This is a genomic window from Streptomyces sp. P3, from assembly GCF_003032475.1.
Lineage (GTDB): Bacteria > Actinomycetota > Actinomycetes > Streptomycetales > Streptomycetaceae > Streptomyces.
The window spans coordinates 7,299,461-7,313,651 of the sequence record NZ_CP028369.1; the positions used below are offsets into that span (position 1 = coordinate 7,299,461).

At 68.2% G+C, this 14,191-nt stretch carries 19 protein-coding genes and 1 pseudogene; 12 read left to right on the forward strand and 8 right to left on the reverse strand.

Annotated elements, in window-relative coordinates; translation table 11 throughout:
- Positions 1 to 26: 26 nt before the first annotated feature.
- From C6376_RS32115 to C6376_RS44815, 6 genes are all read left to right on the forward strand, one after another.
- The gene (locus C6376_RS32115) at positions 27 to 467 is read left to right on the forward strand and encodes a GFA family protein (RefSeq protein ID WP_107446579.1); all 441 of its coding nucleotides are present in this window, start codon (positions 27 to 29) and stop codon (positions 465 to 467) included.
- A 308-nt stretch (positions 468 to 775) separates the two neighbouring features.
- Complete coding sequence (locus C6376_RS44040; RefSeq protein WP_159083326.1) at positions 776 to 937, forward strand: hypothetical protein; 162 nt, start codon at positions 776 to 778, stop codon at positions 935 to 937.
- A gap of 113 nt (positions 938 to 1,050) precedes the next feature.
- A complete protein-coding gene (locus tag C6376_RS32120) occupies positions 1,051 to 1,371 on the forward strand; it encodes a GFA family protein (RefSeq protein ID WP_301554748.1) in 321 nt (106 codons plus the stop codon).
- A gap of 295 nt (positions 1,372 to 1,666) precedes the next feature.
- Positions 1,667 to 2,197: a hypothetical protein gene (locus C6376_RS32125; protein ID WP_254076157.1), complete on the forward strand. Its 531-nt coding sequence runs from the start codon at positions 1,667 to 1,669 to the stop codon at positions 2,195 to 2,197.
- Complete coding sequence (locus C6376_RS32130; RefSeq protein ID WP_107446581.1) at positions 2,194 to 2,502, forward strand: hypothetical protein; 309 nt, start codon at positions 2,194 to 2,196, stop codon at positions 2,500 to 2,502. Before C6376_RS32125 ends, C6376_RS32130 begins: the two co-directional genes overlap by 4 nt.
- A 270-nt stretch (positions 2,503 to 2,772) precedes the next feature.
- On the forward strand, positions 2,773 to 2,928 hold the full coding sequence (locus C6376_RS44815) for a hypothetical protein (RefSeq protein ID WP_210594862.1): 156 nt from the start codon (positions 2,773 to 2,775) through the stop codon (positions 2,926 to 2,928).
- A gap of 21 nt (positions 2,929 to 2,949) precedes the next feature.
- Here the strand turns inward: C6376_RS44815 and C6376_RS32140 are convergent, their stop codons facing one another.
- Positions 2,950 to 4,275: a hypothetical protein gene (locus tag C6376_RS32140; protein WP_107446582.1), complete on the reverse strand. Its 1,326-nt coding sequence runs from the start codon at positions 4,273 to 4,275 to the stop codon at positions 2,950 to 2,952.
- Positions 4,276 to 4,417: 142 nt separating this feature from the next.
- Here C6376_RS32140 and C6376_RS32145 point away from each other — a divergent pair, with 142 nt between their 5' ends.
- The 3 genes from C6376_RS32145 to C6376_RS32155 all read left to right on the forward strand — a co-directional run bounded on the left by C6376_RS32145 (position 4,418) and on the right by C6376_RS32155 (position 6,362).
- Entirely contained in the window at positions 4,418 to 4,657 is a 240-nt protein-coding gene (locus tag C6376_RS32145; protein ID WP_159059656.1) for a hypothetical protein, read from the forward strand.
- A 69-nt stretch (positions 4,658 to 4,726) separates the two neighbouring features.
- Complete coding sequence (locus C6376_RS32150; protein ID WP_254076158.1) at positions 4,727 to 5,908, forward strand: hypothetical protein; 1,182 nt, start codon at positions 4,727 to 4,729, stop codon at positions 5,906 to 5,908.
- A gap of 244 nt (positions 5,909 to 6,152) precedes the next feature.
- Positions 6,153 to 6,362: a hypothetical protein gene (locus C6376_RS32155; RefSeq protein ID WP_061334539.1), complete on the forward strand. Its 210-nt coding sequence runs from the start codon at positions 6,153 to 6,155 to the stop codon at positions 6,360 to 6,362.
- 143 nt (positions 6,363 to 6,505) lie between these two features.
- On the opposite strand, the gene C6376_RS32160 is transcribed toward C6376_RS32155, so the two are convergent.
- Together C6376_RS32160 and C6376_RS32165 are read right to left on the reverse strand one after the other, a co-directional pair.
- Entirely contained in the window at positions 6,506 to 7,441 is a 936-nt protein-coding gene (locus tag C6376_RS32160; RefSeq protein ID WP_107446584.1) for a phosphotransferase family protein, read from the reverse strand.
- On the reverse strand, positions 7,441 to 7,773 hold the full coding sequence (locus tag C6376_RS32165; RefSeq protein WP_107308596.1) for a DUF296 domain-containing protein: 333 nt from the start codon (positions 7,771 to 7,773) through the stop codon (positions 7,441 to 7,443). Before C6376_RS32165 ends, C6376_RS32160 begins: the two co-directional genes overlap by 1 nt.
- A gap of 572 nt (positions 7,774 to 8,345) precedes the next feature.
- Between C6376_RS32165 and C6376_RS32170 the strand changes: the two genes are divergently transcribed.
- Complete coding sequence (locus tag C6376_RS32170; protein ID WP_107446585.1) at positions 8,346 to 9,200, forward strand: GNAT family N-acetyltransferase; 855 nt, start codon at positions 8,346 to 8,348, stop codon at positions 9,198 to 9,200.
- Between the two features lie 136 nt (positions 9,201 to 9,336).
- On the opposite strand, the pseudogene C6376_RS45725 reads toward C6376_RS32170, so the two are convergent.
- The 5 genes and pseudogenes from C6376_RS45725 to C6376_RS32195 all read right to left on the reverse strand — a co-directional run.
- Positions 9,337 to 9,456, reverse strand: a pseudogene (locus C6376_RS45725) (glycosyltransferase family 2 protein); the annotation flags it as partial.
- A 200-nt stretch (positions 9,457 to 9,656) separates the two neighbouring features.
- Positions 9,657 to 10,511 (reverse strand): sugar nucleotide-binding protein, encoded by an 855-nt coding sequence (locus tag C6376_RS32180; protein WP_107446586.1) that lies wholly within the window; start codon positions 10,509 to 10,511, stop codon positions 9,657 to 9,659.
- A 20-nt stretch (positions 10,512 to 10,531) separates the two neighbouring features.
- On the reverse strand, positions 10,532 to 11,344 hold the full coding sequence (locus C6376_RS32185; protein ID WP_061334545.1) for a bifunctional 2-polyprenyl-6-hydroxyphenol methylase/3-demethylubiquinol 3-O-methyltransferase UbiG: 813 nt from the start codon (positions 11,342 to 11,344) through the stop codon (positions 10,532 to 10,534).
- Positions 11,345 to 11,567: 223 nt separating this feature from the next.
- A complete protein-coding gene (locus C6376_RS32190) occupies positions 11,568 to 11,957 on the reverse strand; it encodes a hypothetical protein (protein WP_061334547.1) in 390 nt (129 codons plus the stop codon).
- An 83-nt stretch (positions 11,958 to 12,040) separates the two neighbouring features.
- Positions 12,041 to 13,045 (reverse strand): DUF3800 domain-containing protein, encoded by a 1,005-nt coding sequence (locus C6376_RS32195; RefSeq protein WP_061334548.1) that lies wholly within the window; start codon positions 13,043 to 13,045, stop codon positions 12,041 to 12,043.
- Between the two features lie 400 nt (positions 13,046 to 13,445).
- On the opposite strand from C6376_RS32195, the gene C6376_RS32200 reads away from it, so the two are divergent.
- Entirely contained in the window at positions 13,446 to 13,817 is a 372-nt protein-coding gene (locus C6376_RS32200; protein ID WP_057608361.1) for a DUF317 domain-containing protein, read from the forward strand.
- Between the two features lie 81 nt (positions 13,818 to 13,898).
- Positions 13,899 to 14,189 carry a hypothetical protein gene (locus tag C6376_RS32205; protein ID WP_061334550.1) on the forward strand — a complete coding sequence of 97 codons (291 nt, stop codon included), beginning with the start codon at positions 13,899 to 13,901 and terminating at the stop codon, positions 14,187 to 14,189.
- The last annotated feature ends 2 nt before the right edge of the window (positions 14,190 to 14,191 follow it).

The following is a 14,191-nucleotide window of genomic DNA, read 5'->3' on the forward strand; positions in this document are numbered from 1 at the left end:
GCCCATTGCGCCCGGGAGATCACCTTATGAACGCCACCCCCGCCGCCGACGCCCAGGGAGCCGAAACAGCCGGGGAACGTACCGGCGGCTGCCTGTGCGGCCGCATCCGCTTCACAACCCGAGGTCCGGCCGTCTTCCCCCACACCTGTGTCTGCCGCCACTGTCAAAAGCTCGGCGGCACACCAGTGATGTGGTGGGTGGGATTCGAGACGGTCACCTGGACCGGTGAGGGCGGCGAGCCAACCTGGTACGAGACCTTCGAAGGCGAGGCGAAACGCGGCTTCTGCCCGACCTGCGGCAGCCGCCTCGCGGCGATCGACAGCGACATCCCAGAGATTGGCATCAACGTCACCGCCCTCGACGACACCAGCGGCCCAGACCTCGTGCCGATCCACGCGTCCTTCCGCGACAACGCCGTGCACTGGCTGCTGTCGGTGCCGGAGACCGAGCACAGCACGGCCGGTTGACCGCCCGTCCGCTGGTCGGCAACGTCACCTGCTCCCTCGATGGCCCCGGCCGGCATCCCGTTCTCGCCCGCGAGCAGGGCGCGAACTCCCGGGCCGGGGCCCGCCGCGGTCATGCTCAGCGCGGATGACGGAGAACTCTGCGAGTGCCGCGCGGCAGTCCAAGGACAGTCCAGGGGATGCTCAACCGGAGCGAGTCCAGAAAGGCGCTGGGCTACTTCCTAGACGAATTCTGGCCATCGATGCCTGCCGAGACGAAAGCGTGAGACCACGTCCCAGGACGTTGAGAATTCTGGACGGCTACGAAGAATTTGCATGAGTGGAGCATCGGGTCCATCAGCGATGAATTGAGAGCCGCCCGCCACATGTTCCGCCGCATAGGGAAAATGCTCGGCACCGGGAACGCGAACCGGTTCATCAATTTCATCGAAGCGGCCTACATCACGCCGGTGAACAAGGCACAGTCGACCTGACAGGAACTGCTCGTCCAGACCGTTGGGTGGCCGTCCCATCCCTTCCACAGCCACCACCGCGCGCCGCCATGCTGAGGAGGCACAAGTCGTGAACACAAGGACTTGACAGGGAACTGTGCTCGTGCGAGCACTGCACGCGCCTGTCCGGTTCTCCCGCGATGGCCTGGGTCGGTTTCCACAGGGACGCCCTGAAGTGGACGGGCCAGGCAGGAGAGCCGGCCTACTTCTCCACTTGGCCGACTCTCCACCGAGGATCCTGCCAGCGCTGCCGCACCCAGCTCAACTCTGTCGCGGACGGCTCGGACATGATCATGGTGACGATCTTCAGCCTCACCCGCAGCGCCGAACTGGTCCCGGTCGGACACAGCTACCGCGAGGCGGCGGCGCCCTGGATGACCATCACACTCGCGCCCGACCCGCAACGCAGCACGTGACGGTCGGCGGCTAGCCTCCACGCTTGACTCACGCGCTCATGGGATTGGCGGATCTGATAACCGACCCCCACGACTGTGACCACCACTCATGAAGGCATACCGCCGTGTTGTGGTTCGAGCCCTGCGCCGGTTCCGATGACGGCCGCCGCTTCTACGCGTGCGATGGTCACGCGGGGCTGTTCGCCCGGAGCGTGGCTTTCGCGTCGGCCGCAGGCGGAAAGGTCGTCTGAGAGAGGCTTTCCGTGCTCCCCGCCCTACTGTGGAAGGGCAATGATCTCTCCTGGGAGCACAACGAGTGACAGCGTCAATGGAGCGACTCTGCGACTGGGTCGTCAATAAGGACAAGGTCTGGGTGCACGGCGACCGGATCACCGACGGCCACGTCGCTCTCGACATGCGCCTCACCCCAGGGCTCGACCCTGCCGAGGTCGGCAGGGACGGGCAGTGGGTCCTCCGCAAAGCGCAGCCCTCGCGCTGGGTGGCTGAGCAGCACCCCGACCTCTCAGACGTCATTCCTGACCAGGCCGACGGCGCGGACTGGAGCGAGGTCGCCTGGTCGGCCTGGGTGACCCGCGGCCTGCGTATCGGCGCGCTGCGCGGCGCCGCGGTGGCAGTGGACCACGGATGGCTCTCTCGCCTCCAACCCGGCTACCGGATCGAGGGGGCTCCCGGACACGGGCTCCTGCGGATCGTGACCAAGAACCCCGAGCCGTCGCTGCTGTCGGGCGGTGCCGTGCACAGAACGGTGATCGGTGTCGTGATGCCCACGCCCATCGAGGGTTCGGGTGCTGTCCTTGAAGCCATCGTGCAGGACCTTGCCGGGTGAGTAAGCGGCCTCAGCTTCCAGGGGATCCCTCCGACCTGTACCTGCGCATCTCCTACGACGACGAGCTCTGGGACACCCCGCAGGCCGACACGCTGGAGCGGTGGAGTGTGTCCGTCCTCCATCGTCGGCGTGCGCACGACGGAGGCCAGGAGCCGGCGGCCACGGGCAACTGCGTCACCGTAGAGTGCCCCGCGTGCACGGTCGAGGACGCCACCGTGGGGTCGATGACGTTCTACCGGGTCCACCTCGACCGCGGCCGGAATGCGTTCCGGTCTATGGAGCAAGAGTCGGAGGAGCTGTATTAGACCGCCCAGGTCCTCCTCGATCCCGAGACGGGCTCCGTCACCAGCGAAGTCAGCGAGCTGCTTGAGTACGTCGGCTCCGGGCTGCTCGTCGTGGACCGGGTGACCTTGGATCCACCATGGCGTGGGCACGGCCTGGCGGCCGTATTCGGCTGTGAGGCAAACTCGGCGGATTTGCCAAATACCTCCAGCGCCCGCCCACCGCGAACAGTGTCGCCTTCGGCGCACTGGAGGACGCGAGCGGCATGGTTAGCCTCGTCTTCTCCCCCACCGGTGCGGGAACGCTTCCGCCGCATCCTGCTGGAAGCCTCCGTCGTCCTCCTGGACGGGCACGTGGAGCGGTCGTACGGCGCGGTCAACGTCATCGTCCACCAGGCCGAGGCCATGGCGGTAGCGACGGCATCCCGCCCCCGTCCCCGACGGCGATAGACCCGGGCGGGACTTCTCACGTCAGGGCGAGGCGGCGACCGACCGGGGAGCCATCAGGTCGGCGAACGGGGTGCGCACGTCGGGCGTCGTCAGCGGACTGATGTCGGCGCCGGCGTCCCGCGCGGCTCGGAGGACCGTGACGAGGTCTCCGCTGGCGATGGTTTCCACAGGGCACCGCTCGCACTCTCCGGTGCGGTCATGCCCGTTTGCGGCAGTCGACGCGGCGCGCGCGTGTGCGAACACCTCGGCCGGGCCGTCGGCGCGGACCGCGTACCAGGATCCCTGCTGCTCCGCGGGCAGGAGCGCCGCGGCGACGCCTGGGTACATCGGAAGGTGGATGCGGTCGTCGTGGACGCGGATCACGAAGACCTGGTCCAGGCTGTCGCAGCTGTCCGGCCCGGGCGCTTCCTGCTCAAGCCAGGCGATGGCCTGCGTGCGGCTGCCGGGGCCCCACAGGTACTCCGCCGGAAAGTGCGTGGTGGCGTTCCGGGCGTCGTACTCCATCAAATTGGGATCCTCTCGCTCCCCGGGCCAGAAGACCGCGCGCACGAGTACGAAGGTGAATCCGTCCTCCTCCGCTTGCTCCTGCTGGTCGGCGAGCTGGGCTGCGTGCCCGGCCCTCACGGAGCCGGTGGTGGTGTTCCACCGGATGGCGACCACGTCGCGCGGGATCGGTGCCGGGTAGAGCCGGCCTCCCGGTGTCGCGTGGCCCCACAAATGGTTGATGATCTCCGCGAGGTCGGACAGATCCCTGTATACGTCGACGGGAGTGAGGAGGTGGAACATGCCGTGGGCGGTGACGTTCCGCAGGTTCTTCTTCGCCCTCTCGATCCCGCGGTTTCGCTGGCCACGCAGCAGGCCCTCTCGCCGCGCCCACTTCAGCAGTCCGTCGAGCATTCCGTTGAACGGGGTCCAGGTGTTCGAACTGCCCATCCGCATCTCGGGCTTGCGGAGCCTCTTGTACTGATCGTGGAAGTCTGCATAGCTGGTGTAGGCGATCTGGCGCTCGCTGCCTGCCTGGTTCCGGGCGGTGATGGTGCCGTTGTGGTGGGCGGCGAACCGGTCCCGCAGCGCCTGCTCCAGCGTAAGTTTGGCGGCGTCCGAGACCAGCGTGAACAGGTCGTAGCACAACAGGCCGTGGGCGTAGCCGGCGCACAGCTGCTCGAACTTCTGGCGGGTCGTCTGTGCCACGTCGTCGGCGAGGACCAGGTTGCTGATCAGGCGCTGCTGATAGTCCGCGGCGTCCTGGGGCCGCATGGGTCCGCCGAGGCCGAACGGCGTGAAATGCAGGACGCGCGGGTCCACGGCCTGGAGCGCGGCGAGGGGGTCGTTGGTCGTCGAGGTCACCGGTGCGGCCCTCCAGATGTGAATGTGGCGAACCTAGAAGGATCGGGCAGGGAAAGGGGACCGCGCAACCCGATTGGTTCGGCTCGCCGACCACGGACGGGAGGGACCGGCCTTGCCGTGGCCGGACGTAGGATCCTTCGACGTGACCGCTATTTCGTTCGATGACCTGATCGACCTGGAGCGCGCTGCCGTCGAGGCGAACGACGCGGTCAAGGACCTGCCCTACAGCGCGGAGTCGTGGAAGCCCTGGTTCGACGCCTCCGCGGAGTTCCAGATGAAGGTGACGGCGTACGCAAAGGCGGAGGGCAAGGACCGGGTCTCGGTCGAGATGGACGTGAAGAAGGCTGTCCGGCACCCGGTGTCGATCGGGGATGCCGCGTAGACCGGCGCGTTGCGGGGTCCTACGGAGCCAGAGGTCCGCACCGGCGGATGGCGGCCATAGGCTTCCCCCATGAGTACGGTGCGTGCCCGGGTGTGGCGTTTCACGGTTGAGAAGGGCATGGCTGGCGCTGACGCTGTCCAGGCCGTCGAGATCGGGCAGGGCTCTCTGCCGGTGTCGTTGGCTGCTGTGGTCAACATCAACGCCCTTGCCTGCGACCTGCGCAAGACGGTCGATCAGCGTGTGCGCGACCACGAGATCAGCCTCCTGCTCAGCTATATCGCCGGCAGCCCGGGTACTGGCCCGCTCGGGGTCGACTGCCCCGCCCTCGACTCCAGCTCCCTCCACATCCGGCGCTTCGTCAGCGAGTGCACCGGCCTTGGGGTGATGACCGCTGTCAGCGAGGCCCTTTTCGACTGGGAGCCAGGGGCCAACGGGCTCAGGAGCGTCGACGTCCTGCCCGGGAAACTAGTCGGCACCTACGCGAAGAAGGGTGTGCGGCCGGACCTGCTGTACGACCTTGCCGCCGGTCCGCTCGCCGGAGAGGCGCGGGGCCGCCGCCGCGACCACCAGCAGATGTTCCCTGCCGGCAAAGGCACCCAGCCGCAGAAGACCCGCTTGGAGAAGCTCGCGCAGTGGTCCGTCGACCACGACGATCACGCCTACTTCATGAGCTGGGTCTGGCTCGGCACGGGCGGCGTCTACGTCGACATCTTCCTCCCCGACGACTCCCCGGCCACGGCCGGGCTCAGCACTGGGTGGATCGACACCCCGGGCGGCGCAACTCCCTGGCGATTCCGTGTTCCCCGGCCCGATCCCCGCCGACGCCCGAACCTGGAACCGGAGGAACCCCTCCTGAACTGGCCTGATGACATACCCGAGTCCAGCGGTGAGGGTCCGGCCGATGGAGCCGGGGCCTACCCTGAGGCGGCGATCAGGCGGGCCGAACCGCTGGTCGAAGCAGCCATGAACCGGTCCTTCGGCCGTGAGGACACACTCGGTACGTTCTCCGGCGTTGAGGTCCGCGGCCGGTGGATCCGCGGCGATGCTGTCGGCCCGGCACGCCACGAGGTGCTGCTCGGCGTCCTGGGAGAGCGCCTGCCCCTGGACCACAGGGCCCAGCGCCGCCGGCTGGACTCTCCAACGGCTGACCGGCTCGACGCGTTCCTCGAAGGCCGCCTCCTCACCATCGTGCATCCGGTCGACAGCCCGCGGCCGAGCTGGAACCGGATCCAATCAGAGTTGCTGGAGTAGACAGGCCGCAGGTCCGGCCCGACGTCGCGAGGCTCGCGGAGGCGATCAAACGCCCATAACGCGGTCGGGGCCGCCCCGCGGCCAGGAGACCTGGATTCAGTGGGCCCGCCGCACGCGCGTCGCCCTCCGTCACTCCAGCGGCCGCAGCAGAGTCGACGCTGCTGCGGCCGGGCAGGAGCTTCTCCGCGCACGCGACGAAGCGCTGGTCGGGGCAGGGACAGCCTGGCAGGCCCGGATCCAGGTCATGAACCTCCATCAGACCAAGGGCCGGGAAGCCGACACCACGATCTTGTTCCTCGGAAGCAACGAGTTCCAGGGCTCCGAAGGGGAGCCGTACCCGACCGGCTCCGAGCTGCTGTACGTCGTCTTGACCCGCGCCAGGAACGGACACACCGCGTTGTTCCCCACCTGGTCCACGGTCTCTGGGAACCACTTGTCGCGGCTCTGCGATTGAGGCGGCCGACGCGCACTGGTGACTCGGGTGAAAGGGACTAGAGAACGGCGCTCACTCAAAGCAGGAGGGGTGAGCGCCATCGCACGTCACGACCGGTCAGCCCCATGAGGTCCAACGGGGGCAACTCGGTGACGAGTGAGGTGTCAACGCAGGCGGTAGCCGAGGAGGGCGAGGCCGGCGGCTGCCGCGCGGCGTTGGTAGGCGCGCAGTCCGGGGGCGCCGGGGGGCGAGGGCCTGCGGGCGTTGCGGTGCCAGTGGCCGGTGAGCGCAGCGAGGAACGCCGTGGTGGTGTCGGGACTGCTGGCGGTGGCGGGGTGGTCACGGAGCAGACGGGCGATGTCTGCGGGCGCGTGTCCGGCGAGGACGAGCTGCGGCGCGAGGGAAGCGGCGTCGATGCAGGCCGGGCCGGTGGTGGCGTGCGCCCAGTCCACGAAGGTCACACCCTGGTCGTGGTCGCGGACCATGTTGTCGGCCCGCAGGTCGCCGTGGACGATGCGGGTGCCGCAGGCCAGGGCGGGCCAGGCCGCTTCCAGTTCGGCGAGCTGCGGCAGGTGGACGCGGGCGGCGGGGGCGAGGTCGTCCGGCGGATCGGCGGCAAGCTCGTCCCAGCCGTGCAGGGCCGCCGCCGTGGAGGGCACGGCGCTCACCGCCGCGGTGTACGGCGCGGGGGCGGGGCTGGAGGTGAGCTTGGCCAGCAGGTCCCAAGTCTGTTCGGCGTCGCCGGAGGCCGCAGAGAGGTCCGGGTGGGGTCCGTCGAGGTGGGCGATGACGACGGCGGTCCAGTCGGCGGCGCGGTGGATGCCCAGCAGGTCCGGGGCCGGAGCGCCACGCGGCAGAGTGTCGAGGACGGCCGCCTCGTGGAGGTTGGCGGCAGTGAGCGGGTCGTCGTCGGGGGCGGCCTTGACGAAGACCCGTCGGCCGCTGTCCAGGCGGAGGGCGGCGGCGAGCTGGTGGCCGAAGCCGCCGCCCGGGGTGACCGCGTCGGTGACGGGTGCGCCGAGGGCGGTTTCGAGGCGAGCGCGCAGCGGCGGGGGGACGTCAATCCATTGCAGACGGCCGCTGGTGGGCGGTACAGGCATTAGGCGATGGGGATGGCGTAGGCGCGTGCGAAGTGGGTGCCGACGACGGCTTCGTGGAGGTGTCCGGCGATGGCGCGGTCGCCTTCGACGCCCATGACGACGTGGAGGTGGACAAAGCCGTTGCGGATCTCGCCGGTGCCGGTCATCTCGCCGGGCAGGTCGTACTTCGTGATGTTGTCCTTGAGGGCGTCGCCTTCGGGCATGGTCGAGACGGTGAAGGAGTCGGCGGCCCCGATCAAAGAGACGATCGCCGCATCGGTGATGCCGGCCTCGGCGGCCTGGCGGCTCAACCCGTCGACTAGCTCACCGGAGAAGACTTCAAAGACGATCACGCGTGACTCCGTCCGATCATGGGGCTCAGCTCCCGCAGCATGACTGAGGAGCACCAGCGGGCGCCAGCGGCACAGGGGTCGAGGGGCCTCTCTCGCAAAGCGAGCGGCGAGGAACTCCGCGCGGTGCGTGGTGTCTTGGGTGAAAGGGACTGAGGAATCCGCTTGTATCCGTCCACTAAAGCACCCGCTGACGTGCAGTGATGTCTCGAAGGGGAGATTGAGGGGGCGGACGCCTTGAAGCGAAACCTCTGGACACTTGCACGCGAGTTACCAGGCCCTGCCGACGGGGGTGACACCGTGCACGAGGCCGGTATGGAATTCATAGCAGTGCGCTACGCGTTCCTCGGCATGGCGAGGAACGCGCTGGACGACGTGGCCAGGCATGGCCAAAGCCTTCCCTCGTCCTGGTCCGATGCCCGTGATCAAAGATCAAGCTAATGTCCCGCCCCACAAGTGCGTTGAAGAAGTCCAGCGAGGTGTCGGCGCCGAAGCCCCCTCGACGGCGGACGTGTTCGCGCCCCTCCCAGCGGAAAACCACGGGCGCACGCCGACGGCACGCGGGATCATGAGACATGAGTCCGGATGACTGGCACCTCACCGAAGACCTCGACGACTTTCTCGCTCGCGCCGGAGACTTCCTGCAGTCGCGTCCCGCCCTGCACACCGTCCCGCTGACGGTGACCGAGGCACTGCGTACGCGCGGGGCGGACGCGTACGGCGCCGACGCCCCCATCTTCGGCCTGCTGGAACGGGCGGGCGAGGTCCGTGCGACCTTCTTCCGTACCCCGCCCCGCCGCCTGACCCTCACCCCCCTCACCCCCGAAGAGGCCGACAGCCTCGCCGCTCAACTAGCCGGCCTCGGCCATCCCCTCCCCGGCGTCAACGCGGACCACGACACCGCCAGCTTCTTCGCAGAGGCTTGGCAGCGGCGCACGGGCGCGATACCGACGCTGCACGAGCGGGAGCGCCTGTACCGCTTGGGCACGCTCACGCCACCAGAACCGTTCCCTGAGGGCCGGGGGCGAGTCGCGAACGAGCAGGACCGCGAGCAACTCATGCTTTGGCACCGCGAGTTCGTCACCGACATCGGAGGAACCCCCTCTGCGGACAACAGCTCATGGGCGGACACGCGCATCGCCCACGAACGCGTCACGCTCTGGGAAACCCCGGACGGCACCCCCGTCTCCATGGCGGGCAGGACGCCCATGGTCGCGGGCCAGATCCGGGTGGCCCCCGTCTATACCCCGGCACACCTGCGCGGTCGCGGTTACGCCGGCGCCGCGACAGTCGAGGTGAGCCGGGCCGCTCTAGCCGCAGGCGCGGCGGAGGTCCTGCTGTTTGCGGACCTGGCCAACCCCACCAGCAACGGCCTCTATCAGCGGATTGGGTACCGCCCGATTACTGACTTCGCGCTGTACGACTTCTAGCATGCTGCGCCAGAGATCCGGCGAAGAACTCCGGAGCGCCCCGTGGCGGGCACCACAGCGAACACATCTCTCAGCAGGGGACTTCTCCGCCGAACCGCGCTGGACTTCTTCGACGAACTTGCGGCGCAGGACACCAGATCCGCGACTTGCGCAGCGAATGCCACGCAGCTCCCGACAGGGCCAGCGTCGACCGAGGAGCCGAGAGTCGTTCGTGATCGCGGTAGAGCTTCCAGTTGTAGGGAATGAGCGCAAGCTCGGTCGGGCCGCCCTGCACGCAGCCGTCATGTACCCAGGGCTTCGGCGTAGGCGGTAGGGGGACGGAGTCACCAACATCGCCGCTGGCCTCCGCCACGACGATCGAAACCCGAGCCGACCCCTTCAGCTTCCCGGGCTCACATGATCACGAAACAGACGTCAGCGGACTTCGCCGAAGCCCTGCGCGCTGACCTGCGGCGACTAACTTGATTGGCAAGGGTGTTGGTGAGGCTGTCCCGGGGCGAGGAACTGGTGCGCGCCGCGCAGCGTGGTGCGCAACTTGCGCTGTGTCGAGCGGCTGTCCAGGCGGATGTCGAGGGGCCCGGGCAGGGTGCTGTCGGCCCGTAGGCCGGTGGGCAGTCGCGATGCGTCGAGTCCGTCGCGTCGGGCGATGAGCACGCCCAGCTCGTGCCGGCTGAGAGCCTGGTTCCCGCCGAGGTGGTGGACGCCTGTCGTGTCGCCCGACGCGAGTTCGAGGAGCGCTGCGGCCAGATCGCTCGCGTGGACCGGGCATCGGAAGTCGTCTGTGAAGAGGACGCCATCGCGGGTGCCGGTGGCCAGTGCGTGGACGGTGCGTTCGTGCTCGGACTGGCCGTCGCCGATGATCAGCGAGGTGCGGGCCACGACGGCGTCCGGATGAAGCAGCAGCACCGTTTCCGCGGCGGCCTTCGCCGCTCCGTACGGGGTGATGGGGTCGGGCCTGCAGTGTTCGTCGTAGGGAACGTGGCTCTTGCCGGAGAAGACGGCGTCGGTGGAGACCTGGATCATTCTGCTTCCGGCCTTCGCCGCGGCGATCGCGAGGCGGACGGGTCCCTCGGCTGTGACTGCCCAGTCGGCCCCGCCGCTCGACGCATTGACGATGACGCGAGGGTTCACCTCGGCCACGACCGCTTCCACGCTCCCTGGATCCCGCAGGTCGAGACTGCGCCAGGTAATCCCCGGAGCACTGCCGGGCCTGGTCGTATAGGTCGCGGCTGTCGGGCGCCCCGCCAATACAGCTTGCCGGACCAGCTCGGTGCCCAGGAACCCGGACCCACCTACGATCAGCAGCGTCATGAGGCGACACCCTAGATCGGTCAGGGCCCGGTGATGGCGAGAATGTGGGCAGAGGCATCGGTGAGGGCCGCGTGCGGTTCCGCGATGCGGGCCGCGGCGAGGGCCGCTTCGTACATGTCCGTGCCCATGAGGTTGGCGCTGGTGTACTTCTCGATGGCCTTGACCGCCACCCAGCCGGGTCCTTCGATTCCGTAGAGGCTGGGGTCGGTAAGACCGGCCTCCGTGACCTCCGCGCGCAGCTCGGTGGAGGTCTGGAAGTAGGCGACGGTGAAGCCGCGCTGTCCGGCGTAGCGGCCCTGGGCCAGGGTGTCACGGACCCCGTCCTGGATCGCGGACTCGGTGATACCGGTGGTCGCGATGTAGTCGAGGAGGGGCGAATAGCGGGAGATCGCCGCCGCGGCGATGAGTCCGCGAGGCCGGGCCACGCGGGCCGCCTCCGTCAGCGCGGAGATCCGGTCGGTCTTATCGTGGAGGTGGTAGAGCGGGCCGAGAAGCAGAACGACGTCGTACGTCCTGTCCGCGGCGGTGAGGCAGCGGGCGTCGCCCAGCTCGGCCGTCACGCCGTCGATGGCGGCTGCCTGGGTGACGTGCTTGGGGACGGGGTCCACGACGTGCACCGTGTAGCCGTCGTCGGCCAACCATCGGGCGTGCGTTCCGGGACCACCGCCGACATCGAGCACGCGGGCCGGTGCCGGTGGGAGGTGGCGGCGCAGTAACTCGCGGGTGCGCGCGAACTCCAGGGTGCCTGTGGCGGTGGTCTGCAGCCGTGCGGCTTCGTCGGACCGGCTGTAGAAGTCGATGATCTCCGGGCGCACGGCGGGGTTGCTCGTCATCGGACCGTCCTTGTCAGGAGGGCTGTCGGTGTCCGGCAGGGTAGGGGAGACCAGGAAGTGATCACTTTGATTTTCGGAGCCCTGTGACGGTCCGGCCCCCACCGCCGCTGCCACAGTGCCAGGGGATGCCTGCGGAGGGTGTGGGGTGGGTGGCGGCCGAAGTCACCGCGAGACGGTCAGGCGGCGGGCTGCCGGCCCTGGTGGTCGAGGTGGCAGCGGGCGGTCAGGCGTCAGGGTTGACTTCGGGGTGCGTGAACCGCACGGGCTTGCCCAGCGACCGGGCGTATGCGATTTCGGCTCGGGTGCTGTCTCCGATGTAGTCGCCGACTACGAGCACCTCATCAGCGAGCCGGATCTTCGCCCGGTGCAGATCGTCGAGCCGAACCTTCAGCGCCTCGGCCTCGCCGGGATCGGACCAAAGTTCGTGCGGCGACTTCATGTCAAAGCCCGGTTTGACGACAATCTTTCCGGCTTTGGTCTCCCGCAGATCGACCTCATTCATCTTGGTCATGAAGCGGGTGGAGCCGCAGATCACGACGATACGCGGGAGGCTCAACAGCTTCTTCGCGTCGGCGAGCTTCTCCTCGGGGGTGAGCAGTTGCGGGTATGACACTGGTTCCTCCTGGTGGTGTGGTCCAAGGGCGACTCCGACTTCAGGGGAGCCTGTTCAGATCCTGCAGGCACCCCTCGTCGCCATCATGTCTCTGAGCCCTCCACGGGAGCCGGCCATATGCCGTCGATGAGCCAGGGTCGGACAACCGGCTCCAGGTCGCGTGAGAACTGGTCCCCGCCGCCACCTGCCATCCACTGCGCCCACTGGCGCGTCGCGCCCGCAGCCCAGTCCGCCACCTGGAGCTGCGGGTGGTCCTTGCTGTCCGCGAACTCGATGCCGCCCATGAAGGGGTTCATGAACTCGCCCGGCCGCGCGGGATCGGGGAGGAAGTGCACGGTGTGCAGGCGGGTGGTGTTGCGGTCGACTACTTTCGATGCGTCGTGCACCAGGCGGAACTTGCCCAGGGTCTGACCGAACGTGGTGGCGAGGCAGTACAAGCTTGGGATAGCCGGATCCAGCTCGTCCCGATGCCCCTGGGATGCGATCTCCGCTGCGGTCTCGTCAGCGACGGGCCGGCCGTATTCCAGGACCTCCACGTACTCGGCGAACTGCTGGCTTTGCGCGGAGGTCTTGAGGGCGGCTATGGCCGCGTACAGCTCGTCGGTGGTGGCCTTCTGCCGGACCCAGTTCACGAACGCCTGGAGCATCCGGTCGTAGGCGTCCGCATCCCCCATGACCGGGCTGGCCAGGTGCAGCATGTTCGCCAGGGCGAGGGTTTCCTTCCCCTCGTACAGGTTGTAGCCGTCCCGGTGCGCCATGGGTTCCACGATGACGTCGACCATCTTGGTCATCACCATGAATCGCTTGTGGACCAGGTACGTCCGCACGCTCCCCTCGGGCAGGCGCGCGAAGGCGTTCATCAGCGCCTTCCGTCCGCCGCCGGAACCCGCCAACGACGTGTACTTCGGCTCGCGCAGATTGCGCGGGAGCTGCCCACGGACCTCGTCGACGATGGAGGCGGCGAGGTAGTCAGGGAGGTGAACCCCGGCCACCGTGAAGACAGGTTGGTGCGGGTCGAGGAGGTTCTGGCCCGAGTTGGCGGACTCGTCGACGTAAACGACGGGGCGCTCCATGGGTGAAGTGGACATGCATGGAGGATGCCCGCCAGCGTCGGGGCGGGCCAGCCGCAGTCGGCGCTGGCACCCGCGGTCGGCTATCCCCTCAACCTCGATCGTGCCGACCGGTGAACATAGCCACAGGGGAAGCAGTTGTCCGCCGACATCGAACCAGGTCCGTGGAGTTCCTTGCCATCCAACGTAGTCGTCGCAGGTCATAGCGTTGGTGAGCGTGGACGGCCACACCAACGCCCTTGTCAATCAAGTTAGTCGCCGCAGGTCAGCGCGGGGCGGACGACTGGATTCACTGTCCAAGGACAGCAGTTCGCCGGGGGCAGACAGGAAAGATCACGGAATGACTGGCCAACGTGCGTGAGGGCATGTCAACCTAGACGACCTTGCAAGAAACCCCAGGTCAGAGAGGTGATTGCCCGTGACCGTAGCGCCCGTGGGCTCCGGTTTCGCTACCACCGTTGAAGCCCTGCGGCTGCGTGAGTGGCAGCTCGGACCCGGCCAGCCCACGCTGGTGATGGACCAGTTCTCCGCAGAGGACTTCCACCTGATTGTGGACGACCGTGCGGACGTGCACGTCAGCTCGAAGGACGGCCGGTTCTACCTCGGTTGGTTCCCGCTCGGCCGTCCCGGTACGGACGGTGAGGGATGGAAGATCGCTGTGTCCGGCACGGCCAAGGTGCGTGGTTACCACCTGTCGTTCGACATCGAGACGCCGGCCGACATCGTCGCCGCCGCCGTGGCGCGTGTGCTGGAGACCTCACGTCGTGTACGACAGCGCGCCCACGAGTAGTTTTCGCCCGGGCGGCCGGTCAGATGTCGGGCCCCGCCCTTTTCACCGCTCACTGTTTCCGCTCACCCCAGGAGGCTGTTCGTGACGACCCCGGAGATGACCGTCGGTGATCTCATCGACCTGCTGTCCGCCTGCGACCGGGATACTCCGGTCCGACAGGCCATGAACCCCTTCTTTCCGATGGCGCACCGCCTGGCGCAGGTCGTGCAGTCCGTGGATGAGACCGGCCGGACCGTCGTCTACCTCGCCGAGGGGCGGGACGAGGACGCACAGCTCGGACATCTGCCGCCCGAGGTCGCCATCGCCCTGACCTGGCAGGGCCCCGTCCAGGCACCCCCGCGCCGCCCCCGCCGCCGTGCCGGCGGCAACTAGAC

What these genes read in the sequence shown, in the direction of transcription:
- C6376_RS32115 (WP_107446579.1), top strand. Translation starts at nt 27, where the DNA reads ATGAACGCCACCCCCGCCGCCGACGCCCAGGGAGCCGAAACAGCCGGG.
- C6376_RS32150 (WP_254076158.1), top strand. Translation starts at nt 4,727, where the DNA reads ATGAGTACGGTGCGTGCCCGGGTGTGGCGTTTCACGGTTGAGAAGGGC.
- C6376_RS32155 (WP_061334539.1), top strand. Translation starts at nt 6,153, where the DNA reads ATGAACCTCCATCAGACCAAGGGCCGGGAAGCCGACACCACGATCTTG.
- C6376_RS32160 (WP_107446584.1), bottom strand. Translation starts at nt 7,441, where the DNA reads ATGCCTGTACCGCCCACCAGCGGCCGTCTGCAATGGATTGACGTCCCC.
- C6376_RS32170 (WP_107446585.1), top strand. Translation starts at nt 8,346, where the DNA reads ATGAGTCCGGATGACTGGCACCTCACCGAAGACCTCGACGACTTTCTC.
- C6376_RS32180 (WP_107446586.1), bottom strand. Translation starts at nt 10,511, where the DNA reads ATGACGCTGCTGATCGTAGGTGGGTCCGGGTTCCTGGGCACCGAGCTG.
- C6376_RS32185 (WP_061334545.1), bottom strand. Translation starts at nt 11,344, where the DNA reads ATGACGAGCAACCCCGCCGTGCGCCCGGAGATCATCGACTTCTACAGC.
- C6376_RS32195 (WP_061334548.1), bottom strand. Translation starts at nt 13,045, where the DNA reads ATGTCCACTTCACCCATGGAGCGCCCCGTCGTTTACGTCGACGAGTCC.